Below are 24,617 nucleotides of genomic sequence, written 5' to 3' on the forward strand. Positions count from 1 at the left end.
CACGCCACCGAAGGACAACAGCGAATGATCATCGACTGCCATGGCCACTTCACCACCGCGCCGCCGGCGCTGGAGGCATGGCGCACCCAGCAGATCAACGGACTCACCGACCCCGCTCTCTCCCCCGCCCGCGCCGACCTCCGCATCAGCGACGACGAGCTGCGCGAGAGCATCGAGCCGAACCAGCTCCGCCTGATGGACGAACGCGGCATCGACATGACCGTCTTCTCGCCGCGCGCGTCCTTCATGGCCCACCACATCGGTGATTTCGGCACCTCCGCCGAGTGGGCGGCCATCTGCAACGAGCTGTGCTACCGCGTCAGCCGGCTCTACCCGGAGCGCTTCGTCCCCGCCGCGATGCTTCCGCAGTCGCCCGGCGTCGACCCGGCCACCTGCGTGCCCGAGCTCATCCGCTGTGTGGAGGAGTACGGGGCCGTGGCGGTCAACCTCAACCCCGATCCCTCGGGCGGCCACTGGACGGCCCCGCCGCTGACCGACCGCTCGTGGTACCCCGTCTACGAGAAGCTGGTGGAGTACGACGTCCCGGCGATGGTGCATGTGAGCACCAGCGTCAACCCCGCGTTCCACACCACCGGGGCGCACTACCTCAACGCCGACACGACGGCGTTCATGCAGCTGGTGCAGGGCGACCTGTTCGCCGACTTCCCCACCCTGCGCCTGATCATCCCGCATGGCGGCGGTGCCGTTCCGTATCACTGGGGCCGGTTCCGCGGCCTGGCGATGGCGCTCGGCAAGCCGGCCCTGGAGGAGCACGTCCTGGGCAATGTGTTCTTCGACACGTGCGTCTACCACCAGCCCGGCAGCAACCTCCTCTACGAGGTCATCCCGGCCCGGAACATCCTCTTCGCCTCGGAGATGATCGGCGCCGTGCGCTCCGTCGACCCCCGTACCGGCCGGCACTTCGACGACACCCGCCGCTACGCCGAGGCCGCCGGGCTCTCCACGGAGGATCTGGCCGACATATTCGAACGTAACGCCCGCACTGTCTACCCTCGCCTGGACGCGCTGCTGAAGAAGCAGGACCGCTGATGGCCACCGCAGGGCCGCGCATCCGCCCGGAGGAGCCCTCATGAGCACCCTTTCCCCCAAGACCCCGGGCTGGCTGGACTGGTACGCCAACCCGTCCGAGCCCGCCTTCACCCTCCCGCCGGGCACCGTCGACGCCCACTGCCACGTCTTCGGTCCGCAGGCCGCGTTCCCCTTCGCCCCCGAGCGCAAGTACACCCCCTGCGACGGCGGCAAGGACGATCTCTTCGCCCTCCGCGACCACCTCGGGGTCAGCCGCAATGTGATCGTCCAGGCCACCTGCCACGGGGCGGACAACAGCGCCATGGTCGACGCCGTCCAGTCGTCCGGCGGCCGGGCGCGCGGTATCGCGACCGTGCGCCCGGACGTCACCGACGCCGAGCTGCGCCGACTGGACGCGGCGGGGGTGCGCGGGGTGCGCTTCACCTTTCTGAAGCGCCTGGCCGATGCCGCGCCCCAGGACGCCCTGATGACCGTCGCCAAGAAGATCGCCCCGCTCGGCTGGCATGTCGTCCTCTACTTCGAGAGCAACGACCTGCCCGAGCTGGAACGTTTCTTCGGCTCACTGCCCACCCCCCTGGTGGTGGACCACATGGGCCGGCCGGATGTGACCCGGCCGGCCGAGGGACCGGACTTCACCCGCTTCCTGCGGTTCGTCGAGCGCAACGAGGTGTGGGTCAAGGTGACCTGCCCCGAGCGCCTGAGCGTCACCGGTCCCGCCGCGCTGAACGCGGAGCGCCACCCCTACACCGATGTCGTGCCCTTCGCCCGCCGCACGGTCGAGGAGTTCCCCGACCAGGTGCTGTGGGGCACGGACTGGCCGCACCCCAACCTCACCGACCACATGCCGGACGACGGGCTGCTGGTCGACTACGTGCCCCAGGTGGCGGTCACCGCCGAGCAGCAGCGGAAGCTGCTGGTCGACAACCCCATGAGGCTCTACTGGCCCGGCGAAACCGCCTGATCCCTGCCCCCTCCCCCGCTCCGCCCCCTCCCCTCCCCCAGGTGTCTCCCCGGTCTCCCCCTCCCCGTTTCCCGCCTCTCCTCACAAGGGCCGCACATGCACCATTCCAATGCGGTGAACCGGCTGAACAGACTCCCCATAGCCCGGTTTCACAAGATCACCCTGCTGGCCGTCTCCTTCGCCTACTTCTTCGAGTTCGCGGACATCAACACCTTCGCGACCACCGCCCCCCAGCTCGTGGACCTGTGGGGCATCACGGTGGACCAGGTCGCCTATGTGACCTCGCTGTCGTTCGTCGGCATGTTCATCGGCTCGGTCGTCGCGAGCACCATCGCCGACCGGTGGGGCCGCAAGAACGCACTGATCTACACCACGCTGTGTTTCGGCGTCTTCTCCCTGGCCTCGGCCTTCTCCTGGGACATCGTCTCGATGGGCGTCTTCCGGGTGCTCACCTCGGCGGGGCTGGCCGCGATGACCGTCGTGGCGGTCATCTACGTCAATGAGGTCTATCCGGCCGCCGTACGCGGCAAGTACCAGGCGTACGCGATCGTCATCGGCATCTGCGGCACCCCCGCCACCAACCTCATCGCCAGCGCCGTCGTACCGCTCACCGACTGGTCATGGCGGCTGGTCTACCTGTGGGGCTCCCTCGGCCTCCTCTTCGTCTTCTTCACCCGGCACCTCAAGGAGTCCCCCCGCTGGCACGAGAGCAGGGGCGAGTACGGCGCGGCGGACGCGATCCTCACCGAGATCGAGGCCCAGGTCGCCCTGGAGAAGGGCCCGCTCCCCGAGGCCCCGCCGCCGATCGACGAGGCACGGCCCGCCAAGGCGTCGCCGCGCCTGCTGCTGAAGAAGAAGTACCTCGGGCCGACCGTTCTGCTCGCGGTGGTGTGGGTGACCCAGACCATCGGCTTCTTCGGCTACTCGAGCTGGGCGCCCACCCTGCTGGCCAAGGAGGGCTTCAGCGTCGAGAAGTCGGTCTTCTACGTGGCCCTCACCACCGTGGGCGCCCCGCTCGGCTCACTGCTGGCCGCCCTGGTCACCGACCGGTTCGAGCGCAAATGGTGTCTGGTGGCCTTCGGCACGGTGATCGCGCTCTGCGGTCTGCTGTACGGACTGACCTTCAACCCGATCCTGATCGTGGTCTTCGGCTTCCTGGTGAACTTTTTCGAGCGCGGCTACACGGCCCTGGGGTACGCCTACTCCCCCGAGCTGTTCGACACCCAGAGCCGCTCGCTGGGGACGGGCGTCTCCTACGGGCTCGGCCGCCTCTCGAACGCCGCAGGACCGCTGATCATCGCGGGCCTCTACCACCGCACCGGCTATCAGAGCGTCTTCCTGTTCATCGCGGCCACCTGGATCCTGGGCGCCGTCGCCCTGGCGATCTTCGGCCCCAGGACCCGTCCGGCCCGGACGGCGGCGGCGGAACGGCCCCGAGCGGTCGTCTGACGGCGTCGTCATGTGGGGGTCACGCGGGCGTAAGGATGCGTCACACTGGTGTTCCGTGACCAGCCAACCGCCTTCCGCCCGCGTCGTCCTGCTCTCCGGCCCCTCCGGCTCGGGAAAGTCGTCGCTCGCGGCCCGCACCGGGCTGCCCGTACTCACCCTCGACGACTTCTACAAGGAGGCCGACGACCCGACGCTCCCCCAACTCGCCGGCGGCGGGGGCGCCGACTGGGACTCACCACTGTCCTGGGACGCGGACGCGGCGGTCGCGGCGATCGAGGCACTGTGCCGTACGTCACGGGCCACCGTGCCGCTGTACGACATCGCCACCAGCTCCCGCGTCGGTGAGGAGTCGCTGGACATCGGGCAGACACCACTGCTCATCGCCGAGGGCATCTTCGCCGCCGACATCATCGGGCGGTGTGCCGACCTCGGGGTGCTCGCGGACGCGCTCTGTCTGCGCGGCCGTCCGTCCACGACCTTCCGGCGCAGGCTGCTGCGCGACCTGCGGGAGGGCCGTAAGTCGGCGCCGTATCTGGTGCGGCGCGGCTGGCGGCTGATGCGCGCGGAGCGCGGCATCGTGGCCCGGCAGACGGCCCTGGGCGCGTACGCGTGCGGCAAGGACGTGGCGATGGGCCGGATAGCGGCCGCGGCGGCCGGACCACGCATCCCGGCCCCGGGCCCCGCCGCCCAGAAGACACCCGCCTGACAACAGGTGCGAGGCCGGACAGATCCCCCCTGGACTGTCCGGCCTCGCACCCATTTCCCCCGTGTTCCCCCGATTTTTCCTGTTTCCCCCGTTCCCCCCTTTTCCTTTCTCTCCGCCTTCGGTCGTCCCGCCGCCGTCAGGCGACCAGCTCGCCGAAGGACTCCTCCTGGTCACGGCCGAAGCTGAGGGTCTCGTCCTCGCGCAGCCGGCGCAGCGAGCGCCAGATGCTGCTTTTGACCGTTCCGACACTGATGTTGAGTATGTCGGCGATTTCCGGGTCTGTCCGGCCCTCGTAGTAGCGCAGCACCAGCATCGTGCGCTGGAGCTCGGGCAGCCGGGCCAGGGCCTGCCACAGCACGGCGCGCAGCTCGGTGCCGCGCATCGCGTCCTGGTCGCCCACCGTCTCCGGCAGCTCCTCCGTCGGGTACTCGTTGAGCTTGCGCCGACGCCAGGCGCTGATGTGCAGATTGGTCATGGTGCGGCGCAGATAGCCGCCGACCGCCGCCTTGTCGCTGATCCGGTCCCAGGCCCGGTAGGTCGAGAACAGCGCGCTCTGGAGCAGGTCCTCGGCCTCGAAGCGGTCCCCGGTCAGGTGGTAGGCGGTTGCGTACAGGGAGGCGCGGCGCTCCTGGACATAGGCGGTGAACTCCGCCTCCGACGCGGTACGCCGCTCCCCCTCTGCCTCCCCGTACGAGCTCCCCCCGGGTCCCCCCGGACCCCCGTTGTCCCCCCCGAGGCCGTGCCCGGCCTCCTTGTCCCCCGTGATCGCGTCAATGGCCACCATGTAAGGAGGCCGCTGACGCCCGGCGCCGCGAGCGCACCCCCGCCCGCTCACGGCACCGGACTTCTCGTTGCCCCGACCGGCGTCGTGGAGGCGCGTGCGAACTGCGCTGGTGTGAGTGAAGTGCAGTGTGCTCATGGTCGCGCCCCCGTCGGTGGAGCCTTGATCGGTTCGCTGCTTGCCGCCCCGGGCCGGTGGTGTTCCGCCCGGTGCACAGAAGACTTTGCCGGGCCAGTTTCATGGGGGTGTCTGCCGACTGTCACAGCCTCGTCACAGGGGATCGCGCCGATGAACCCCCGACGGTCGAACTACAGGCCCCTTGTAGGCCAGAATGACCAACGTGCCTTTCCTGTTGCTGATCGAGGACGACGACGCCATCCGCACGGCCCTCGAACTCTCGCTGTCCCGCCAGGGCCACCGTGTGGCGACCGCGGCGACGGGCGAGGACGGCCTGAAGCTGCTGCGTGAGCAGCGGCCGGACCTGATCGTGCTGGATGTGATGCTGCCCGGGATCGACGGCTTCGAGGTGTGCCGCCGGATCCGCCGTACCGACCAGCTGCCGATCATCCTGCTGACCGCGCGCAGCGATGACATCGACGTCGTGGTCGGCCTGGAATCGGGTGCCGACGACTATGTGGTCAAACCCGTGCAGGGCCGGGTGCTGGACGCCCGCATCCGCGCGGTGCTGCGGCGCGGCGAGCGGGAGGCCACCGACTCCGCGGTCTTCGGCAACCTGCTGATCGACCGTGCCGCCATGACGGTCACCAAGAACGGCGAGGATCTTCAGCTCACCCCCACCGAACTGCGGCTTCTGCTGGAGCTCAGCCGCCGGCCGGGGCAGGCGCTGTCGCGGCAGCAGCTGCTGCGGCTGGTGTGGGAGCACGACTACCTCGGGGACTCCCGGCTGGTCGACGCGTGCGTACAGCGGCTGCGCGCGAAGGTGGAGGACGTGCCGTCGTCGCCGACGTTGATCCGTACGGTGCGCGGGGTGGGGTACCGGCTGGACGCGCCACAATGAGCCACGCACGTGCGGCCACCCACCCGCACCCGACCACGATGCCCACACCCCCAGCGAGCGCGCTGGGCGCATACGGGGGCGGAGAAGTACGGAGTTGAGCGCAGTGAGCGACGAGCCCGGTCGGGCCCGGGGCTGGGCCGCGGGGCTCTTGCGGTGGTTCAGCCTCAGGCTGCGGCTGATGCTGGTCTTCGGTCTGGTGGCCCTGACCGCCGCCGTGTCCGCGTCGGCCATCGCGTACTGGCTGAACCGTGACGCGGTGCTGACCCGCACCCAGGACGCGACGCTGGACGAGTTCCGCAAAGCGCTGAAGGACGACACCGACCCGCTGCCCTCCCGCCCCACCTGTACCGAATTGCGGGACGCCGCGTTGCGTATGGCGGACAACACCCAGAAGTACGAGGTGCTGCTGATCAGCCGGACCGCGGACGGCAAGAGCTGTTCCGCGGCCTCGGACAAGGATCTGTTCACGCTCGACGTGGTGCCCGCGTCGCTGCGGCACGCGGTGGACCAGAAGCGTTCGGTGGACCAGGGGAACACCTCCCCGTACCACCTCTACTGGCAGCGGATCACGCTGGACGGCACCCCGTACCTGGTCGGCGGGGCCACGGTGAACGGCGGCGGGCCGACCGGCTACCTGCTCAAGTCCCTGGACACCGAGCGCCAGGATCTGAACTCCCTGGCCTGGTCGCTGGGGATCGCCACCGCGCTCGCGCTGATCGGCGCCGCGCTGCTGGCACAGGCCGCCGCGGCCACGGTGCTGCGGCCGGTGCAGCGGCTCGGGGAGGCGGCGCACCGGCTGGGTGAGGGGCATCTCGACACCCGGTTGCAGGTCTCGGGCTCCGATGAGCTGGCCAATCTCTCCCACACCTTCAACCGGGCCGCGGAGCGGCTGCAGAAGCGGGTGGCGGAGCTGTCCGCGCGGGAGGCGTCCAGCCGGCGGTTCGTCGCGGACATGTCCCATGAGCTGCGCACCCCGCTCACCGCGATCACGGCCGTCACGGAGGTGCTGGAGGAGGAGGCCGATTCGCTCGACCCGATGATCGCTCCGGCCGTGCAGCTGGTGGTCAGCGAGACCCGGCGGCTGAACGACCTGGTGGAGAACCTGATGGAGGTGACCCGCTTCGACGCGGGCACGGCCCGGCTGGTGCTCGACGACGTGGACGTCGCCGACCAGGTGACGGCGTGTATCGACGCGCGTGCCTGGCTGGACGCGGTGGAGCTGGACGCGGCGCGCGGGATCGTGGCCCGGCTGGATCCCCGGCGGCTGGATGTGATCCTGGCGAATCTGATCGGGAACGCGCTCAAGCACGGCGGTTCGCCGGTGCGGGTCTCGGTGCGCACGGAAACGGAAGACGAAGAAGAGCTGCTGATCAAGGTCCGGGACCACGGTCCGGGCATCCCCGAGGATGTGCTGCCGCACGTCTTCGACCGCTTCTACAAGGCGAGCGCGTCCCGGCCGCGCTCGGAGGGCAGCGGGCTCGGGCTGTCGATCGCGATGGAGAACGCGCATATCCACGGCGGCGACATCAGCGCCGCGAACTCCGCGGAGGGCGGGGCCGTCTTCACGCTGCGGCTGCCGATGGACGCCTCCCGGATCGTCGCCGACGGGGCCGGGGACGAGCCCGACGGCAAGGGCGACAGCGGCGCCAAGGGCGACGGCACGGCCAAGGGCCGGGGCAAGGAGGGCGGGTCATGAGCGGGCGGTGGAGCCGGTCGGCCGCTCTCCTGCTGACCGGCGCGGTCGCGCTGCTGGCGGCCGGATGCGGGATACGCGGCACCTCGGTGCCGGTGGACGCCGGGCCCGCGCCCTCGCGGGCGTCCTGCCGGACGCCCGAGTCGGAGCGGACCGCCGAAGGGGCGGGCCACGTCTCCGTACGGATCTATCTGCTGTGCTCCTCACGGATCCTGTCGGTGAGCCGGACCGCCCGGCTGGGCGACGAGAAGGCTTCGCCGAAGCCGGTGCAGGTCGCCACCGCGCTGCTGGAGCAGCTGCGGCTGCCGCCGACGGCGGCGGAGTCCGCGGCCGGGTTCTCCACCGCGGTGGAGGACTGGGTGGAGATCTCCGGTCCGGCCCAGGACGACCCGGACCGCGCGCTGCGGCTGAACCGGCCGCCGGAGGAGATCCAGTCGCTCGCGCTCGCCCAGATCGTCTGTACCTTCGCGGACACCACGGTGGCCGACGAGGACGGCAAGGTGGTGCTCGGCGGACCGGACAGCCAGCGGGACCCGCTCAAGGCGTACCAGTGCACCGAGGAGATGCGCCGCAATCCCGGCACCGCGGTCAACTCCGGGGTCCTGGTGTCCTGATCCGTCACCGGTTGGCACCGTCCCGTCCCGGGTCGGCGACCAGTCGGTAACAAGGTGCTGACCAGCGGGGCACGGGCGGAACCACGACCCCCGCACCCGGCGTCCTGATGGTCGTGCAGGGTCCTTCCGGCCGCAGGGCCGCCTTCCGCTACCGCGTCGCGGGCTTCGTCCTCCTCGTCGCACACCTGGCGTTCGTCTGCTGGCTGACCCTGCGACCGGTGAACGTCCCCTGGGTGTCCGCCGTGACCCTCGAACCGCTGGCCACCATCCGCGCCGATCTGGCGCTCAGCCCGTGGGAGGCCGTCCGCTCCATCGGGGGCGGGCTGCTGCTGCTCGCGCCGCTGGGGGTGCTGCTGCCGCTGGCGGGGGGCCGGGTGGAGGCGTATCCGCTGGCCTCGTTGATCCGTACGGCCTTCACCGGGGCGATGGTGTCCCTGGGGGTGGCGCTGCTGCGCAGCGAGGTGACCGGGCAGATCATGAACGTGGACGCGGTGCTGCTGAACACCGTCGGGGTCGCGCTCGCGCATCTGCTGGTGGTCCCCGCCGTCCGGGTGCGGCTCCGCCGCCGGGCCGACCGGCGCCGGGCCGGTGCCGTCCTGCGGGACGACGACGTCCAGGCCGCGACCCCGACGATTCCCAGGGTCGGGATCGCACCGTGGAGCGACGTCTCCTCCAGCACGCGGACATAGCGTTGAGGACATCGGGAACCTGCTCTTCCCGAGCACACCCGACAACTTCCGAGCACACCCGACGACGAGGAGGAATTCCCATCATGGCCGCACCGCTGGTCCGCCCCCGCCACGACAAGAAGATCGCCGGTGTCTGCGCCGGTCTCGCCCGGCGCTTCGGGACCACCTCCACGACGATGCGGGTGCTCTTCGTGGTCTCGTGTCTGCTGCCGGGGCCGCAGTTCCTGCTCTACCTCGCGCTGTGGGTGCTGCTTCCGGCGGAGGAGGGCTACCGCGAGGCGTGGTGACCCGGCGCGGGCGGCTGCTCGTCGACGGTTGTCCGGGGCGGCGGGACGCCCTGGCGTACGGAACGGCCGGGCCCACATCCCTTGAGGGTGTGGGCCCGGCCGGATGTCCGAGCGGAGGATCAGCCCAGCTTGAGGAGGTTGCTGGTCGGCAGACCGCTGAGCCCGCTCAGCAGGCTCTGAGTAGGCCGGCTCTGGGCGGCGGGGGCCGCGGGCTTGGCGGCGGGCTTGGCGGCGGGCTGCCCCGGGGCGGCATGGCCCGCGGAACCGCCGGGGACCGGCGCGCTGCCGGCCGCGGACGCGGCGCTGCCTCCGGCGATGACGGCGGCGGCACCGAGGGCAATGACACCGAGAGTCTTGAGGGTTCCCTGCTTCATCAGAAATCTGTCCTTGAGACGGGGGCTTGACCGATACGGAAACGTAGCCACGCGTTTCGACTGCCCGCAAACACGGAAAACGTCCCCCGAGGTCCCGCCCATGTCGTTTTCCGAACTCGCTCGTTCAGCTTCCCTTGCGGGCGGAATCCCTGGTCACGGAGGATGCGGGGGCCACCTGGCGGAACAGCCATTCGGACTTCAGCTCGGCATACCCGGGCTTGATCACGTCATTGATCATGGCGAGACGTTCGCCAAAAGGAATGAAGGCCGATTTCATGGCATTGACCGTGAACCATTGCATGTCGTCCAGCGAGTAATGGAACGTTGATACAAGATGCTGGAATTCCCCGCTCATGCTCGTCCCGCTCATCAGACGATTATCCGTATTCACGGTGGCCCGGAAATGGAGTCGGCGGAGCAGTCCGATGGGGTGCTCGGCGTATGACGTGGCCGCGCCGGTCTGGAGGTTGGAGGTCGGGCACAGCTCCAGCGGAATGCGCTTGTCCCGGACGTACGAGGCCAGGCGGCCGAGGGTGAGGGAGCCGTCGTCCGCGACCTCGATGTCGTCGATGATGCGGACGCCGTGACCCAGCCGGTCGGCGCCGCACCACTGGAGCGCCTGCCAGATGGACGGCAGCCCGAACGCCTCGCCCGCGTGGATCGTGAAGTGGTTGTTCTCCCGCTTCAGGTACTCGAAGGCGTCCAGGTGGCGGGTGGGCGGGTAGCCGGCCTCGGCGCCCGCGATGTCGAAGCCGACCACGCCGAGGTCGCGGTAGCGGTTGGCGAGTTCGGCGATCTCCAGTGCGCGGGCCGCGTGGCGCATCGCGGTCAGCAGCGCGCCGACGCGGATGCGGTGGCCGTTCTCCCAGGCCCGCCGCTCACCCTCGCGGAAGCCCTCGTTGACCGCCTCGACGACCTCCTCCAGGGTCAGCCCGCCCTCGAGGTGCTGTTCGGGGGCGTAGCGGACCTCGGCGTAGACGACACCGTCCGCGGCGAGGTCCTCGGCGCACTCGGCGGCCACCCGGACGAGCGCGTCGCGGGTCTGCATCACGCCGACGGTGTGGGAGAACGTCTCCAGATAGCGCTCCAGCGACCCGGAGTCCGCCGCCTCGCGGAACCACCGGCCGAGCTTGTCGGGCTCCCGCTCCGGCAGCGCCTCGTACCCCGTCTCCCTCGCGAGGTCGACGACGGTGCCGGGGCGCAGCCCGCCGTCGAGGTGGTCGTGCAGCAGCACCTTGGGGGCGCGGCGGATCTGTTCGGGGGTGGGCTCATGCGTGTGCTCGCTCGTCATCTGCGCACCATAGCCCCTACGCGCGTAGAACGTGGGGGATGAGGTGGGGGATAGATACGCAACAGTGACCCGCACGGGTAGTGGAGTACACCGGTCCTTCTGCGATTGTTCTGCCATGGCTCAGCAAGCGTTGCCCGACCGGGGCGCACGGCTGGGGCGGCCGATGGGCGCGGCCGCCGCGCGAAGGACCGTACACGGTGTGGTGCTGCTGCTCCCCGAGGGCGAACCCCACGGGACGAGACGGCCCTCCAGACTTTCGGTGGCCGCCGTGCTGCCGCTGGCCCGGCGGCTGGTCCGGGCGGGCCGGGACGAGGGGCTGACCGCCCATGTCGTCCACTACCGGCGCCGGGGCTGGAACGGGGCCGCCGCCGATGCCGCGTCGGATGCCGCATGGGCCGTGGAAGAGGTGGTGCGGCGCTACGGCGATGTGCCGGTCTGCCTCGCGGGCCACGGCATGGGCGGGCGCGCCGCCCTCCGCGCCGCCGGTCACCCCGCCGTCAGCTCGGTGGTGGCGCTGGCGCCGTGGCTTCCGGGACCGGATGAGGCGCTCGCACCCGAGCCGGTGAAACAGCTGGTGGGGCGCCAGGTGCTGATCGCGCACGGGACGAACGACGAACGGACCGACCCCGAGCTGTCCTACCGGCTGGCGGAGCGGGCGAAGAAGGCCAACCGCGATGTGTGCCGCTTCGAGGTGCACACCGACGGGCACGGGCTGCATCAGCACCGCTCCGAGGTGCAGGCACTGGCCGTGGACTTCCTCCTCGGCTCCCTCTTCCACGCCGGCTACTCCCGCCCGGTCGCCGACGCGCTGGCGGCTCCGCCGCCGCTGGGGCTGCGGATGCCGCTGGCTGCGGGGTTCGGGGCGAACCTGCGGCACTGAGCGCGTTCGCGTCGCGGGCGCGCCCGGTGGGGGCGTGCCCGGCGGGGCGTGACGGGCGGGGTGCGCCCGGCGGGGCATGACGGGCGGGGTGCGCCCGGCGGGGCATGACGGGCGGGGCATGACGGGCGGGGCGTGCCCGGCGGGGCGTGACGGGCGGGGTGCGCCCGGCGGGGTGCGCCCGGCGGGGTGCGCCCGGCGGGGTGCGCCCGGCGGGGTGCGCCCGGCGGGGTGCGCCCGGCGGGGTGCGCCCGGCGGGGCTGCTCGCCGTTGCCGGGTGCGGCGCCGTCTCGCGCCTTCGGCGCCTTTGAGCATGGGTCGGGGGGTGCCGGACCAGGGCCTCACCGCCGTCCGCCGGGCCGGTGGGGGGCTTGGGCGGTGGCGGCTTCCGTGACCGGGGGCCGAGGCCGATACCGGACAGCAGCGGGGGTGGGGTACCCCGTGCAAGAGGGCCGCTGGCCTCCGGGCCCGGCATGACTGTTGCCCCCCTGTCGAAGGCATGACCCGGGGGGTGGTGTCACCGGGCCCGAGGGGTGCCATGGGAGACCCCCTGGAAACTCATTGACCAATTAGTTGCGTCAGGTCAAGCGTCTTTGGGAGGGGTACCGGGAGGGGGCGCCCCGGCTGCCCGCAGTCCGGAGGGGCCCCGGCCGCCGAGCGCGGGAGCCGCCACCGGCGCCCACACCGACGGGCCCGGCGGACGGCGGCGGCGCCCGCGCCCCCGCCCCCTGCCCCGCTGCTCAACCGCGCCGAAGGCGCGAGACGAAAGCCGCACCCGAAAGACGGCCCCGGCCTCGTCGCCCCCGGCCCCAGCCCACCTCGCCCCGGCCCGCCGGAGACGGGCGAAGGGGCCGGCCCGCCGGACAGTGGCGGGGCGGCCCCTTCGGGCTTCAGGCCGGCTTCAGGGAGCCGGGCTAGGCCGGCACACCGCACAGCTCGCGCCGCGCGGCCTCCGCACGCCGCTCGGCCTTCGCCTTCCGCGTGGCGTACAGCGTGATCGCCGCCACGCCGCCGACCGCGATCAGGCCGATGGCGACCGTGCCGCCCCATCCGGCCGCGTGGAAGGCGAGCGCGCCGAGCGCGCCGCCCACGCTGCTGCCGATGTAGTACGACGCCTGGTAGAGCGCCGCGGCCTGGGCGCGGCCGGTCTTGGCCGTCCGGCTCACCGCCGAGGACGCCGCCGCGTGGCCCGCGAAGAAGCCCGCGGTGATCAGCACCAGACCGGCCAGCACCGCCGCGATCGAGTTCAGCAGGGAGAGCAGCAGTCCGGCCGCCGTCGTGGTCGCCGCCACGTACAGCGCGCCGCGCCGGCCGAGGCGGCCGACCAGCTTACCGGTCCCCGCCGAGGAGACCGTACCGACCAGGTAGATCAGGAAGATCGAGCCGACCAGGCTCTGTGAGAGGCCGAAGGGCTGGGCCACCAGGCGGTAGCCGATGACCGTGTAGACCCCGCCGAAGACCGTCATGAACAGCGCGCCGATCGCGTACAGCCGGCACATCAGCGGATCGGAGAGGTGCCCGGCGAGGGTGCGGCCCAGCGCCCGCGGGCTCACCGCGGCCGGGGTGAAGTGCCGGGCCTTGGGCAGCAGCAGCCGGAAGGCCACCGCGCACAGCAGCGCCATCGCGCCGACCGCGGCCAGCGCGGCCCGCCAGTCCCAGGCGTCCGCCACCCAGCCGGTGAGGATCCGGCCGCTCATACCGCCGACGCTGTTACCGGCCACGAACAGTCCGATCGCGCCGACCAGCGCCTTCGGGTGCACCTCTTCCGACAGGTACGCCATCGCGGAGGCCGGGATACCGGCCAGCGCCGCGCCCTGGACCGCGCGCAGCGCGATCAGCCAGCCCAGGTTGGGCGCGAACGGCACCAGCAGGGCGAGCGCGACCGCGACGGTGAGCGAGGCGGTCATCATGGCGCGCCGGCCGAACCGTTCGGACAGCGCGCTCAGCGGCACGACCGTGAGCGCCAGGCCGAAGGTGGCCGCCGAGACGCTCCAGCTGGCCTGGTCCGCCTGGACCCGCAGATCGTCGGAGATCGCGGGCAGCAGCGCCTGGGTCGAGTAGAGCAGGGCGAAGGTGGCGAGTCCCGCGGTGAAGAGAGCGAGCCGCATCCGGAGGTAACCGGGGTGACCCGGGCTCATCCGCCCGGCCGCGGTGTCGGTGGCCGCGTCGGGCTGAGGCTCGGACCCGGGCTCGGGCCCGGAGGGGTTCGGGTTCGTGGAGATCGAAGCGGAGGCGTCCACCCGGTGGGTTCCGGTGGACGCCTTGGTATCGGCAGGAGGCATGGTTCGACCGTACGTACCCACGGTTGATGCGTCCAATGCACGGAATGGGGATAATCAATCCACCGCAGCATGAGTAAAGGTCAGGACCGTTCGTGTCACGCATCAGTTACGAAAACGACATTCCGGTGACAGCAGATGTCGAGGCCGAGTCCTGGGCGGCCGCCCTGACACCGCGTCTCGCCCAGTTCGCCGCCGTCGCCCGCCATGAGCATGTGACGCGGGCCGCACACGAGTTGGGGGTGCCCCAGTCGACGCTCAGCCGGGCCATGGTCCGGCTGGAGGAGGACCTGGGCGTGGTGCTCTTCGCCCGCCGGGGCCGTACGGTGGCGCTCACCCCGGCGGGACGGACGTTTCTGCGCTCGGTCGAACGGGCCCTCGCCGAGGTCGACCGCGCCGCCGAGTCCGTACGGGCCGACGCCGATCCGGCGGCGGGCCGGGTCTCGTTCGGCTTCCTGCACACGCTGGGCACCGAGACCGTGCCCGGTCTGATCCGAGCCTTCCGGGTGGACCATCCCCGGGTGCGGTTCCAACTGGTCCAGAACTACGGCGAGGCGATGATCGAGCGGATGCGCGCGGGCGGCCTCGACCTGTGCCTGACCTCCCCCGTACCGGACGCCCCCGATCTGGTCGCCCGCCGCCTGGACGAACAGCGGCTGCGGCTGGTGGTCCCCGACGACCACCGGCTGGCCGGCCGCCGCCGGGTCCGGCTCGCCGAGGCCGCCTCCGAACTCTTCGTCACCCTGGAACCCGGCTACGGGCTGCGGCGCATCACCGACGCGCTGTGCGCCGAAGCGGGGTTCACCCCGAGGATCGCCTTCGAGGGCGAGGAGGCGGAGACCCTGCGCGGCCTGGTCGCGGCCGGCCTCGGCGTGGCCCTCCTGCCGCCCCCGGCGGTCCCCCGCCCCGGGGTGGCGGAGCTGACCGTCACCGCCCCGCGCGCCGTCCGCGAGATCGGCGTCGCGTGGCTGGACGGCCACCCCGATACGCCGCCGGTGGCCGCCTTCAAGAGGTTCCTGCTGAGCCGGCGGGGGCAGCTGCTGGCCTAGGGTCTGCGAGCGTCAGGCGATGCGTTCCAGCACGATCGGGGTGGTGGACTCCGTGGCCTGGGGGGCGTAGGCGACCGCGCCCTCCAGGGCCTCGAGGGCGTAGTCGAAGGTCGACGGGGTGTCGGTGTGGAGGGTCAGCAGGGGCTGGCCGGCCGTCACCCGGTCGCCCGGTTTGGCATGGAGTTCCACGCCCGCGCCCGCCTGCACCGGGTCCTCCTTGCGGGCGCGGCCCGCGCCCAGGCGCCAGGCGGCGAGGCCGATCGCGTAGGCGTCGAGGCGGGTGAGGACGCCGTCGGCGGTGGCCGTGACGACGTGGTGTTCGCGGGCGGTCGGAAGCGGGGCGTCCGGGTCGCCGCCCTGGGCGGCGATCATGCGGCGCCAGTGGTCCATCGCCGTGCCGTCGGCCAGGGCCTTGGCGGGGTCGGCGTCCGGCAGCCCCGCGGCGTCCAGCATCTCGCGGGCCAGGGCGAGGGTGAGCTCGACGACGTCGGCCGGGCCGCCGCCCGCGAGCACCTCCACCGACTCGCGGACCTCGAGGGCGTTGCCCGCCGTCAGGCCGAGCGGGGTGGACATGTCGGTAAGCAGGGCGGTGGTGCGGACGCCGTGGTCGTTGCCGAGGCCGACCATGGTCGTGGCCAGCTCGCGGGCGGAGTCGATGTCCTTCATGAAGGCGCCGGAGCCCACCTTGACGTCCAGGACCAGGGAGCCGGTGCCCTCCGCGATCTTCTTCGACATGATCGAGGACGCGATGAGCGGGATCGACTCGACCGTCCCGGTGACATCGCGCAGCGCGTACAGCTTCTTGTCGGCCGGGGCCAGTCCTTCGCCCGCCGCGCAGATGACGGAACCCACGTCGCGCAGGACGGCCAGCATGTCCTCGTTGGACAGCCGCGCCCGCCAGCCGGGGATGGACTCCAGCTTGTCGAGGGTGCCGCCGGTGTGGCCCAGGCCCCGGCCGGAGAGCTGCGGTACGGCGGCGCCGCAGGCGGCCACGAGGGGGGCGAGCGGCAGGGTGATCTTGTCGCCGACGCCGCCGGTGGAGTGCTTGTCGGCGGTCGGGCGCGGCAGGGAGGAGAAGTCCATCCGCTCACCGGACGCGATCATCGCGGCGGTCCAGCGGGCGATCTCGGTCCGGTCCATGCCGTTGAGGAAGATCGCCATCGCGAGCGCGGACATCTGCTCGTCCGCGACCTCGCCGCGCGTATAGGCGTCGATGATCCAGTCGATCTGGGCGTCGGTCAGACGGGTGCCGTCGCGCTTGGCGCGGATGACGGAGATGGCGTCCATGGGGCGGTACGGGGCCTTTCGTGGTCGGAGGCGAGGACGGACTGGTCCCGCCCGGGAGAAGGTTCCGTCCCGGGCGGGGCTTCCCATCCCGGGCGAGTGTTCCCGATCCCGGGCGGGGGGTTCCCATCCCGGGCGGAAGGGGCCCCGTCCCGGACGGAGGGCTCCCATCCCGGACGGAGGGCTCCCATCCTGGGCGGAGGGCTCCCATCCCGGGCGCGGGACTCCCGTCCCGGGGGTGGGGGCGGGGGCGCCCCGACGGGGCCGGAGCGCACAGCCGCGGGGGAGAGTCAGGGGCGCCGGAAGGTTGGCCTCCGGTTTTGCGGGGGCGCCCGGTCCTCCCAGAGGCACCCGGCTCTCCCGGAGGCGGCGGGCCGGGCGGCGGGCCCGCCGTAGCACGCCGCGCGGGCTGACGGCACCGGTCCCGGCCCGCCGTAGCGGGCCACGGCGCCGGGTCCCGGTTTGCCGCACCCGGGCGGGCCGAGTGAGCCGGGAACGCTGGACCCGCCGGACCGGCCAGGTGAGCCGGACAGGCCGAGCCAGGCCGGGCCGAGCCAGGCCGAGCCAGACCGAGCCGAGCCGAGCCGGGCCAGGCCGAGCCGAGCCGGGCCGGGCCGGGCGAACCCGGTGTGGTCCAGGCGAGCCGGGCCGAGCCGAGCCGGGCCGGGCGAACCCGGTGTGGTCCGGGCGGGCCAGGCGAGCCGGGCCGAGCCAGGCCGAGCCGAGCCGAGCCGGGCGAACCCGGTGTGGTCCAGGCGGGCCAGGCGAGCCGAGCCGAGCCAGACCAGACCGGATCCGGCCGGGCCAGGCCGGGGGAACCCGGTGGGCCGGGCGGCGGCCCGGTGGGCCGGGCGGCGGCCCGGTGGGCCGGGCGGCGGCTGGGTGGGGCCGCATTGTCAGGTGGAGGACGGGGTGCGCCGCAGGTCGGCGGGGCCGAAGGCGTCGGGGAGGAGTTCGGCCAGGGGGCGGATGCCGGTGGCGGTGTCCATCCGGAGCTCCGGGCCGCCGTGCTCCCACAGCAGTTGGCGGCAGCGGCCGCAGGGCATCAGTACGGCGCCCTCGCGGTCGCAGCAGGTGAAGGCGGTGAGGCGGCCGCCGCCCGAGGCGACGAGGGAGGAGACCAGGCCGCATTCGGCGCACAGCGCGACACCGTAGGCGGCGTTCTCCACATTGCAGCCGCTGACCGTGCGGCCGTCGTCGACGAGCGCGGCGGCGCCCACCGGGAAGCCGGAGTAGGGGGCGTAGGCCCGGGACATGGCGTCCCGGGCCTGTGCGCGCAAGGCCTCCCAGTCGGGGGCCGCGGCGGTGGACGTGCTCATGTGCCCTGTCCCTTCCGGTAGGGCTTGCTGTTCGCCTTGGGCATCCGCAGCCGCTGTGAGGCGAGCCCCATGACCAGCAGGGTCACGATGTACGGCGTGGCGCTGACCAGGTCGTTGGGCACGGTGTCGGTCAGGGCGTACCACAGCAGCAGCGCGACGGCCGCGGCGCCGGACACCGCGCCCGCGACATAACTCTTGCGGACAATCCGCCAGCCCGCCAGCACGGCGAGGCCGAGTGCGACCAGCAGCAGCAGTGCGTGGACGGTCGCCCCGCCGTTGCGCAGCTGGAGGGCGTCGGAGTAGCCGAACAGCCCGGCGCCCATGGCGAGCCCGCCCGGCCGCCAGTTGCCGAAGAGCATGGCGGCGAGGCCGATGTAGCCGCGGCCGCCGGTCTGGCCCTCGTTGTAGATGTGCGAGCGGACGAGGGCGAGGAAGACCCCGCCGAGTCCGGCGAGAGCGCCGGAGACCACCACGGCCGTGTACTTGTAGAGGTAGACGTTGACGCCGAGGGACTCGGCCGCCGTCGGGTTCTCGCCGCAGGACCGCAGCCGCAGGCCGAACGAGGTCCGCCACAGGGCGAAGAAGCTGCCCGCGACCAGGAGGACGGAGACGATGGTCAGCGCCGAGATGTCGGTGACCAGGCCGCCGAGGATGCCCGCGATGTCCGAGACCAGGAACCAGTGGTGGTTCTCCAGATCCGCGAGCCAGTCGGACAGCCCGGGGACGGTGAACGTCTGGATGGGGTCGACCTGCGGGGAGTTCTTCGGGGAGCCGCCGATGTCGCCCAGCGGTTCGAACCAGCGCTTGGCCAGATAGGTGGTGGCGCCCAGGGCGAGGATGTTGATCGCCACACCGGAGATGATGTGGTCCACACCGAAGGTGACGGTGGCGACCGCGTGGACCAGACCGCCGACCGCGCCGCCGAGGACGCCGGCGAGCACGCCCACCCAGGGGTTGGTCTGATAGCCCGCCCAGGCGCCGAAGAAGGTGCCGAGGATCATCATGCCCTCGAGGCCGATGTTGACCACGCCGGCCCGTTCGGACCACAGTCCGCCCAGGCCCGCGAGCCCGATGGGCACGGCCATGGAGAGCGCGGCGCCGATCTGGCCGGAGGAGGTGACGCGGTCGAAGTCCGCCTGCTGGGCGGCGTCGACGAGGGCGCGCAGCACCGACAGCGCGATCAGCGCCCCGGCGACGATCAGCAGCACCTTGCCCAGGGACATCCGGGAGGCGGGCCCGTTCCCCTTGCCCGGCGCGCTCGTGCTCTTGGTGGCGGTCACCGTGGCACTCATGCCGGCACCTCCGTCTCCGTCTTGTCCGAACCCTGGCCCTTACCGGCCTTGGCCTGGGCGGCGAGCTCCGCGCCCACCCTCTGCTGCTGGCGCTTGAGCCCGTAGCGGCGCACCAGTTCGTACGCGATGACGACACACAGGACGATCACGCCCTGCATCACACCGACGATCTCCTTGTCGTAGCCCTGGAACTCCAGGCGGTTGGCGCCGCGCTCCAGGAAGCCCCACAGCACGGCGGCCAGCGCGATACCGACCGGGTTGTTGCGGCCGAGCAGCGCGATGGCGATACCGGTGAAGCCGATGCCCGTGGGGAAGTCGGAGGTGAACTGGTGGGTGTCGTTGAGCAGGGTCGGCATGCCGACCAGACCGGCCATCGCGCCCGAGAGCACCATGCTGGTGAACACCATGCGCCTGACGTTGACGCCGCTGGCCTGGGCGGCGGACTCGGAGCGGCCCACCGCGCGCAGGTCGAAGCCGAACCGGGTGCGCCCGAGCAGGAACCAGAAGCCGACGCCCGCGAGCGCCGCGACCACGATGAAGCCCCAGACGGGGTCGAGGTCGCCGCCCGCCGGGATGGTGAAGAAGTGGCTGGAGGACGGCAGCGGGTCGGTGGCCACGATGTTGGTCTGCTTGTCGAGGTCGGCCAGCCGCCCGTCCACCAGCAGATAGCTGATGAGGATGCCCGAGAGGGAGTTCAGCATGATGGTGCTGATCACCTCGCTGACGCCCCGGTAGACCTTCAGCAGACCGGCGATGGACGCCCACATCGCGCCGACCAGCATGCCGACCAGGATGATCAGCGGGATCTGCACCAGGCCCGGCAGCTTCAGCGCCCCGCCGACGACGGCGGCGAAGAAGGCGGCGAGCCGGTACTGGCCGTCGACGCCGATGTTGAAGAGGTTCATCCGGAAGCCGACGGCCACCGCGAGCCCCGCCAGGTAGTACGTCGTCGCCTTGTTGAGGATGTAGACCTGGCTGTCGGCCTTCACGCCGTAGTCGAACATGATGCCGAAGGCGTTGAACGGCTCCTTGCCGGTCGCCAGCAGCACCAGGGCGGTCACCACGAACGCGGCGGCGAGCGCCAGCACCGGGGCCGCGACCGCGAGCAGCACCCGCTCCTTGTCCAGCTTCTTCATCGGTCCTCTCCCCCGGTCGCGGCCTCGGTCACGGCCTCGGTCCCGGTCGCGGCCTCGGTCCCCGTTCCGCCGTCCGCGGGGTGCTCCAGATGGCCGGAGGCCGCGCCGGTCATGGCCGAGCCGAGCTCCTCCGGGGTGATGGTGGCGGGGTCGGCGTCGGCGACCAGCCGGCCGCGGTACATCACCCGCAGGGTGTCGGACAGGCCGATCAGCTCGTCCAGGTCGGCCGAGATCAGCAGCACGGCCAGGCCCTCCCGGCGCGCGGTGCGGATCTGGTCCCAGATCTGTGCCTGCGCGCCCACGTCCACCCCACGGGTGGGGTGCGCGGCGATCAGCAGCTTGGGGTGGTGGCTCATCTCCCGGCCGACGATCAGCTTCTGCTGGTTGCCGCCGGACAGCGAGGCCGCGGTGACCTCGATCCCGGGGGTGCGCACGTCGTAGTCGGCGACGATCCGCTCGGTGTCCCGGCGGGCGGCGGCCGGGTTGAGCAGTCCGCCCCTGCTGTTGGGCTCCTCGGTGACATGGCCGAGGATGCGGTTCTCCCACAGCGGCGCCTCCAGCAGCAGTCCGTGCCGGTGGCGGTCCTCGGGGATGTAGCCGATGCCGTCCTCGCGCCGCTTGCGGGTGGGCGTGTGGGAGATGTCGGCGCCGTCGAGGGTGACGGTGCCGGTGTCGGGGTCGCGCATGCCCATGATGGCCTCGACCAGTTCGGCCTGGCCGTTGCCCTCCACCCCGGCGATGCCGAGGACTTCGCCCTTGCGGATGGTGAAGCCGATGTCGTCGAGCACCGCCCGCTCCACCCCGTCCACATCGGTGGCGGTCAGCCGCAGCGCGTCCACGACGAGCATCTCGGTGTCGGTGACGGTGGATTCGCGGGTCTCGGGCGAGGGCAGTTCGCTGCCGACCATCAGCTCGGCCAGCTGCCGGGGGTTGGTCTCGGACGGCACCACGGAGGCGACCGTGGTGCCGCGGCGGATGACGGTGATGTCATCGGCCACCGACAGCACCTCGCCCAGCTTGTGCGAGATGAACAGCACCGTCAGGCCCTCGGCCTTGAGTTCGCGGAGGTTGTCGAAGAGCGCGTCCACCTCCTGCGGGACGAGGACGGCGGTCGGCTCGTCGAGGATGAGCGTACGGGCGCCCCGGTAGAGGACCTTGAGGATCTCCACGCGCTGACGGTCCGCCACGCCCAGGTCCTCGACGAGGACATCGGGGCGGACGCCCAGCCCGTAGGCGTCGGATATCTCCTTGATCCGGGCGCGCGCCCGGCCGCCGATGCCGTGCAGCTTCTCCGCGCCGAGCACGACGTTCTCCAGCACGGTGAAGTTGTCGGCGAGCATGAAGTGCTGGTGCACCATGCCCACGCCGCGGGATATGGCGTCCGCCGGGGAGTGCAGTTCCACCGACTCGCCGTCGAGCGCGATGGTGCCCTCGTCCGGGCGCTGCATCCCGTAGAGGATCTTCATCAGGGTCGACTTGCCCGCGCCGTTCTCGCCCACGAGGGCGTGCACGGTGCCGCGGCGCACGGTGATGTCGATGTCGTGGTTGGCGACGACTCCGGGGAACCGCTTGGTGATTCCGCGGAGTTCTACGGCGACGTCGGTGACGGCACCGGCGGGAGCGCCCTTGGGGGGGCTGGCGGCTTTGATGGCGCACTCCTGAGGGGCGACGGAGGGTGGGGCGGGCCGGGGCCGGACCGGCCGGGGTACGCCGCGGACCCGGGCGGGCGCCCGGGGGCGCCCTGCGGGTCCGTGGCGCGCGGGGTCAGTCCTTGTAGGTGTCGTTGACCTTGATCTGACCGTCGATGATCTTCTTCTTGGCCGCCTCGATCTTCGGCTTGATGTCGTCGATGAACCCGCCGGAGTACGACAGGGAGACACCGCCGCGCTTGAGGTCGTAGGACTGGACGCCGCTCTCGGGCTTCTTGTCCTTGATGACGCTCTTGATGAAGTCGTAGACCGAGCCGTCCACGTTCTTGACCATGGAGGTCAGGATCGAGTTCTTGTACTGGGACAGGCCCTTGTCGTAGTACTGGTCGCCGTCGACGCCGATCGACCAGGTGCCCTTCTTGCCGGCGGTCGCCTCGATGGCGCCCGCGCCGGAGCCGCCGGCCGCGGAGAAGATCACGTCGACCTTGTTGGAGAGCATGCCCTCGGCGATGTCCTTGCCGCGGTCGGGCATCCCGAAGCCCTTGGCCGAACCGACCTGCACCCACTGGACGTCGAGCGACGCCTTGGGGTTGGTGTCCTTCAGGCCCTGCTGGAAGCCACCCGCGAACTTCTTGATCAGCGCGCTGTCGGTGCCGCCGATGAAGCCCACCTTGTCGGACTTGGTCTTCAGCCCCGCGGCCACACCGGCCAGGTAGGAGCCCTCGTGCTCGGCGGCGACCAGGCTGGCCACGTTCTTGGCGTCGACGACCGAGTCGACGATGGCGAAGTCGGTGTCCTTGTACTTCTTGGCGGCCTTGGTGAGCGAGGGGGTCCACGCGTAGCCGACGCCTATGACGGGGTTGTAGCCCGCCTCGGCCAGGCTGGCCAGCTTGTCGTAGCGGTCGGCGTCGGTGTCGCCGTCCTTCGCCGTCAACTCCTTGCCCTTGACGTCGAAGTCCTTCAGGGCCTTGTCATAGCCCTGGGCGGCGGAGTCGTTGAAGGAGTGGTCGCCACGGCCGCCGACGTCATAGGCCAGACCGACGCCGGCGTCCTTGCTTCCCTCTTCCGAACTGCTGCCACACGCGGTGACGGAGAATGCGAGAGCCGCGGTGGCAATGCCCGCGACAGCTATCGTGGATACCCGGCGCACGAGGGTCCCCTCTGAATGACTCGGAGCGCCCCTTTGCGGCGCTGGCTCCGCCGCATCGTAACGCGCGTAGATGTCAGATAAAGGCCCGCTCGGCAGCCGTTATCGGATCGTCGCGAACCTCTCGTGTCCACGAGCCGTACCGGCGGTGGCGGCGGGGTGACGAGACCGCGCGCCCCGAGGGGCGCGCGTACCTTCGCCGATGTCCACGGGCGGCGCCGACGCGGTGGCCGACCGGCGCGTCCGTCTCAGCCGAGCAGGGCGGCGGCCGTGAACAGCTCCACGCCCACCGCGATCGCGCCCTCGTCCACGTCGAAGTCGCCCGCGTGCAGGTCACGCCGGGTGGTGTCGCCGACCTTGCGGACGCCCAGCCGGGCCATCGCACCGGGCACCCGCTCCAGGTACCAGGAGAAGTCCTCGCCGCCCAGGGACTGCTCGGTGTCCTCGACGGCCTGTGCGCCACGGCGGGCGATCATCGCGTCCCGCAGCAGCTCGGCGGAGCTCGCCTCGTTGACCACCGGCGGAACCCCGCGGATGTAGTTGATCTCCGACTTGGCGCGGTGCAGGGTGGCGATCTCGTCGACCGCCGCGTGGACCAGGTCCGGGGCCTCCCGCCAGGCGGGCAGGTCCAGGCAGCGGACCGTGGCGGACAGCTCGGCGTGCTGCGGGATCACATTGCAGGCGTGGCCGGACTCCACCCGGCCCCAGGTGACGGCCAGGCCCGAGCGGGCGTCGACCCGGCGGGCCAGCAGCGCCGGCACCTCGGTGATCACCTTGGCGGTGGCGGTCACCAGGTCGGTGGTCAGATGGGGGCGCGCGGTGTGGCCGCCCGGACCGTCCAGGGAGATCTCCAGCCGGTCGCAGGCCGAGGTGATCGGACCGGTGCGCAGCCCGATCCGGCCGACCTCAACCTTGGGGTCGCAGTGCAGCGCCAGGATTCGGCCGACGCCGTCCAGCACGCCCGCCTCGATCGCGTCAGTGGCGCCGCCGGGCAGCACCTCCTCGGCGGGCTGGAACAGCAGCCGCACCGGACGCGCCAGCCGCCCCTCGCGGGCCAGCTCGGCCAGGACCAGACCGGCGCCGAGCACCACGGTGGTGTGCACATCGTGGCCGCAGGCGTGAGCGCGGTCGGCGACGGTCGAGCGGTAGTCCACCGTCTTGGTGTCGGGGATGGGCAGTCCGTCGATGTCCGCGCGCAGCGCCAGCAGGGGCGCTACGCCATCGCGCGGGCCGATGTCACAGATGAGGCCGGTGCCGGTGGACAGCACCCGCGGCTCGAGGCCCGCCTGCTCCAGCCGCGCCTTGATGGCGGCGGTGGTGCGGAACTCGCAGTTGCCGAGCTCGGGGTGCATGTGCAAGTCGCGGCGGAAGGCGATGAGTTCGGCACGCAGCTCGTCGGGGAGCGTGCCGGGCAGGGCCGGCGCGGCAGTGGGTGTGACATCGGTCGCATCGAGGGACATCAATTGCTTCACCTGAAGAAGCGTAGAACGCCAGGTGGGCCCGCCGAATGTCGATCAACAAAAATTCAATCGGTTCGGGTACGCAAAACCACCCCAGCCGGTGCATGATCCCCCTAGTCAGGGGGTATAACAGGGCGCTCGTCGGCCGACTGCGGGTGAGAAGCGCCACACGGCCGTACGGGCGACGGGCGGTGACGGCCTCAGGACCCGAC

General features: G+C 71.7%; 22 protein-coding genes. 11 read left to right on the forward strand and 11 right to left on the reverse strand.

Annotation, left to right across the window (positions count from 1 at the left end; translation table 11 throughout):
• Window positions 1-24 precede the first annotated feature (24 nt).
• From N6H00_RS17015 to N6H00_RS17030, 4 genes are all read left to right on the forward strand, one after another.
• On the forward strand, window positions 25-1,050 hold the full coding sequence (locus N6H00_RS17015) for an amidohydrolase family protein (RefSeq protein ID WP_268972580.1): 1,026 nt from the start codon (window positions 25-27) through the stop codon (window positions 1,048-1,050).
• A gap of 40 nt (window positions 1,051-1,090) precedes the next feature.
• On the forward strand, window positions 1,091-2,011 hold the full coding sequence (locus N6H00_RS17020; RefSeq protein WP_268972581.1) for an amidohydrolase family protein: 921 nt from the start codon (window positions 1,091-1,093) through the stop codon (window positions 2,009-2,011).
• 96 nt (window positions 2,012-2,107) lie between these two features.
• Entirely contained in the window at window positions 2,108-3,460 is a 1,353-nt protein-coding gene (locus N6H00_RS17025; protein ID WP_268972582.1) for an MFS transporter, read from the forward strand.
• A gap of 10 nt (window positions 3,461-3,470) precedes the next feature.
• A complete protein-coding gene (locus tag N6H00_RS17030; RefSeq protein WP_268972583.1) occupies window positions 3,471-4,166 on the forward strand; it encodes an ATP-binding protein in 696 nt (231 codons plus the stop codon).
• 136 nt (window positions 4,167-4,302) lie between these two features.
• Here the strand turns inward: N6H00_RS17030 and N6H00_RS17035 are convergent, their stop codons facing one another.
• The gene (locus tag N6H00_RS17035) at window positions 4,303-5,085 is read right to left on the reverse strand and encodes a SigE family RNA polymerase sigma factor (RefSeq protein ID WP_268972585.1); all 783 of its coding nucleotides are present in this window, start codon (window positions 5,083-5,085) and stop codon (window positions 4,303-4,305) included.
• A gap of 202 nt (window positions 5,086-5,287) precedes the next feature.
• Here N6H00_RS17035 and afsQ1 point away from each other — a divergent pair, with 202 nt between their 5' ends.
• The 5 genes from afsQ1 to N6H00_RS17060 all read left to right on the forward strand — a co-directional run bounded on the left by afsQ1 (window position 5,288) and on the right by N6H00_RS17060 (window position 9,248).
• Entirely contained in the window at window positions 5,288-5,965 is a 678-nt protein-coding gene (gene afsQ1 / locus N6H00_RS17040; protein ID WP_268972586.1) for a two-component system response regulator AfsQ1, read from the forward strand.
• Between the two features lie 178 nt (window positions 5,966-6,143).
• Complete coding sequence (locus tag N6H00_RS17045) at window positions 6,144-7,661, forward strand: sensor histidine kinase (protein ID WP_268977006.1); 1,518 nt, start codon at window positions 6,144-6,146, stop codon at window positions 7,659-7,661.
• Window positions 7,658-8,272, forward strand: a complete 615-nt coding sequence (locus tag N6H00_RS17050) for a hypothetical protein (protein ID WP_268972588.1) — start codon at window positions 7,658-7,660, stop codon at window positions 8,270-8,272. Before N6H00_RS17045 ends, N6H00_RS17050 begins: the two co-directional genes overlap by 4 nt.
• A gap of 107 nt (window positions 8,273-8,379) precedes the next feature.
• Entirely contained in the window at window positions 8,380-8,961 is a 582-nt protein-coding gene (locus tag N6H00_RS17055) for a VanZ family protein (protein WP_268972590.1), read from the forward strand.
• An 83-nt stretch (window positions 8,962-9,044) separates the two neighbouring features.
• Complete coding sequence (locus N6H00_RS17060) at window positions 9,045-9,248, forward strand: PspC domain-containing protein (protein WP_268972591.1); 204 nt, start codon at window positions 9,045-9,047, stop codon at window positions 9,246-9,248.
• Between the two features lie 119 nt (window positions 9,249-9,367).
• Here the strand turns inward: N6H00_RS17060 and N6H00_RS17065 are convergent, their stop codons facing one another.
• Window positions 9,368-9,622, reverse strand: a complete 255-nt coding sequence (locus N6H00_RS17065; protein WP_268972593.1) for an ATP-binding protein — start codon at window positions 9,620-9,622, stop codon at window positions 9,368-9,370.
• A 124-nt stretch (window positions 9,623-9,746) separates the two neighbouring features.
• Window positions 9,747-10,913 carry an adenosine deaminase gene (locus N6H00_RS17070; protein WP_268972595.1) on the reverse strand — a complete coding sequence of 389 codons (1,167 nt, stop codon included), beginning with the start codon at window positions 10,911-10,913 and terminating at the stop codon, window positions 9,747-9,749.
• A gap of 115 nt (window positions 10,914-11,028) precedes the next feature.
• Here N6H00_RS17070 and N6H00_RS17075 point away from each other — a divergent pair, with 115 nt between their 5' ends.
• Window positions 11,029-11,793, forward strand: a complete 765-nt coding sequence (locus N6H00_RS17075) for an alpha/beta hydrolase (protein ID WP_268972596.1) — start codon at window positions 11,029-11,031, stop codon at window positions 11,791-11,793.
• A gap of 911 nt (window positions 11,794-12,704) precedes the next feature.
• Here the strand turns inward: N6H00_RS17075 and N6H00_RS17080 are convergent.
• Window positions 12,705-14,072 (reverse strand): MFS transporter, encoded by a 1,368-nt coding sequence (locus tag N6H00_RS17080; protein WP_268972597.1) that lies wholly within the window; start codon window positions 14,070-14,072, stop codon window positions 12,705-12,707.
• A 119-nt stretch (window positions 14,073-14,191) separates the two neighbouring features.
• Between N6H00_RS17080 and N6H00_RS17085 the strand changes: the two genes are divergently transcribed.
• Window positions 14,192-15,118, forward strand: a complete 927-nt coding sequence (locus tag N6H00_RS17085) for a LysR family transcriptional regulator (protein WP_268977007.1) — start codon at window positions 14,192-14,194, stop codon at window positions 15,116-15,118.
• 12 nt (window positions 15,119-15,130) lie between these two features.
• Here the strand turns inward: N6H00_RS17085 and N6H00_RS17090 are convergent, their stop codons facing one another.
• The 7 genes from N6H00_RS17090 to N6H00_RS17120 all read right to left on the reverse strand — a co-directional run bounded on the left by N6H00_RS17090 (window position 15,131) and on the right by N6H00_RS17120 (window position 24,405).
• On the reverse strand, window positions 15,131-16,405 hold the full coding sequence (locus N6H00_RS17090; protein ID WP_268972598.1) for a thymidine phosphorylase: 1,275 nt from the start codon (window positions 16,403-16,405) through the stop codon (window positions 15,131-15,133).
• 893 nt (window positions 16,406-17,298) lie between these two features.
• Window positions 17,299-17,721, reverse strand: a complete 423-nt coding sequence (locus N6H00_RS17095; protein ID WP_268972599.1) for a cytidine deaminase — start codon at window positions 17,719-17,721, stop codon at window positions 17,299-17,301.
• Entirely contained in the window at window positions 17,718-19,013 is a 1,296-nt protein-coding gene (locus N6H00_RS17100) for an ABC transporter permease (RefSeq protein WP_268972600.1), read from the reverse strand. The genes N6H00_RS17095 and N6H00_RS17100 overlap by 4 nt, the downstream gene beginning before the upstream one ends.
• Complete coding sequence (locus N6H00_RS17105; protein WP_268972601.1) at window positions 19,010-20,149, reverse strand: ABC transporter permease; 1,140 nt, start codon at window positions 20,147-20,149, stop codon at window positions 19,010-19,012. The genes N6H00_RS17100 and N6H00_RS17105 overlap by 4 nt, the downstream gene beginning before the upstream one ends.
• A complete protein-coding gene (locus N6H00_RS17110; protein WP_268977008.1) occupies window positions 20,146-21,798 on the reverse strand; it encodes an ABC transporter ATP-binding protein in 1,653 nt (550 codons plus the stop codon). Before N6H00_RS17110 ends, N6H00_RS17105 begins: the two co-directional genes overlap by 4 nt.
• 115 nt (window positions 21,799-21,913) lie before the next feature.
• A complete protein-coding gene (locus N6H00_RS17115; protein ID WP_268972602.1) occupies window positions 21,914-22,948 on the reverse strand; it encodes a BMP family lipoprotein in 1,035 nt (344 codons plus the stop codon).
• Between the two features lie 245 nt (window positions 22,949-23,193).
• Window positions 23,194-24,405 (reverse strand): amidohydrolase, encoded by a 1,212-nt coding sequence (locus N6H00_RS17120; protein ID WP_268977009.1) that lies wholly within the window; start codon window positions 24,403-24,405, stop codon window positions 23,194-23,196.
• Window positions 24,406-24,617: the final 212 nt, after the last annotated feature.

It is taken from the genome of Streptomyces sp. S465, assembly GCF_026898115.1.
Classification (GTDB): Bacteria; Actinomycetota; Actinomycetes; order Streptomycetales; family Streptomycetaceae; genus Streptomyces; species Streptomyces luomodiensis.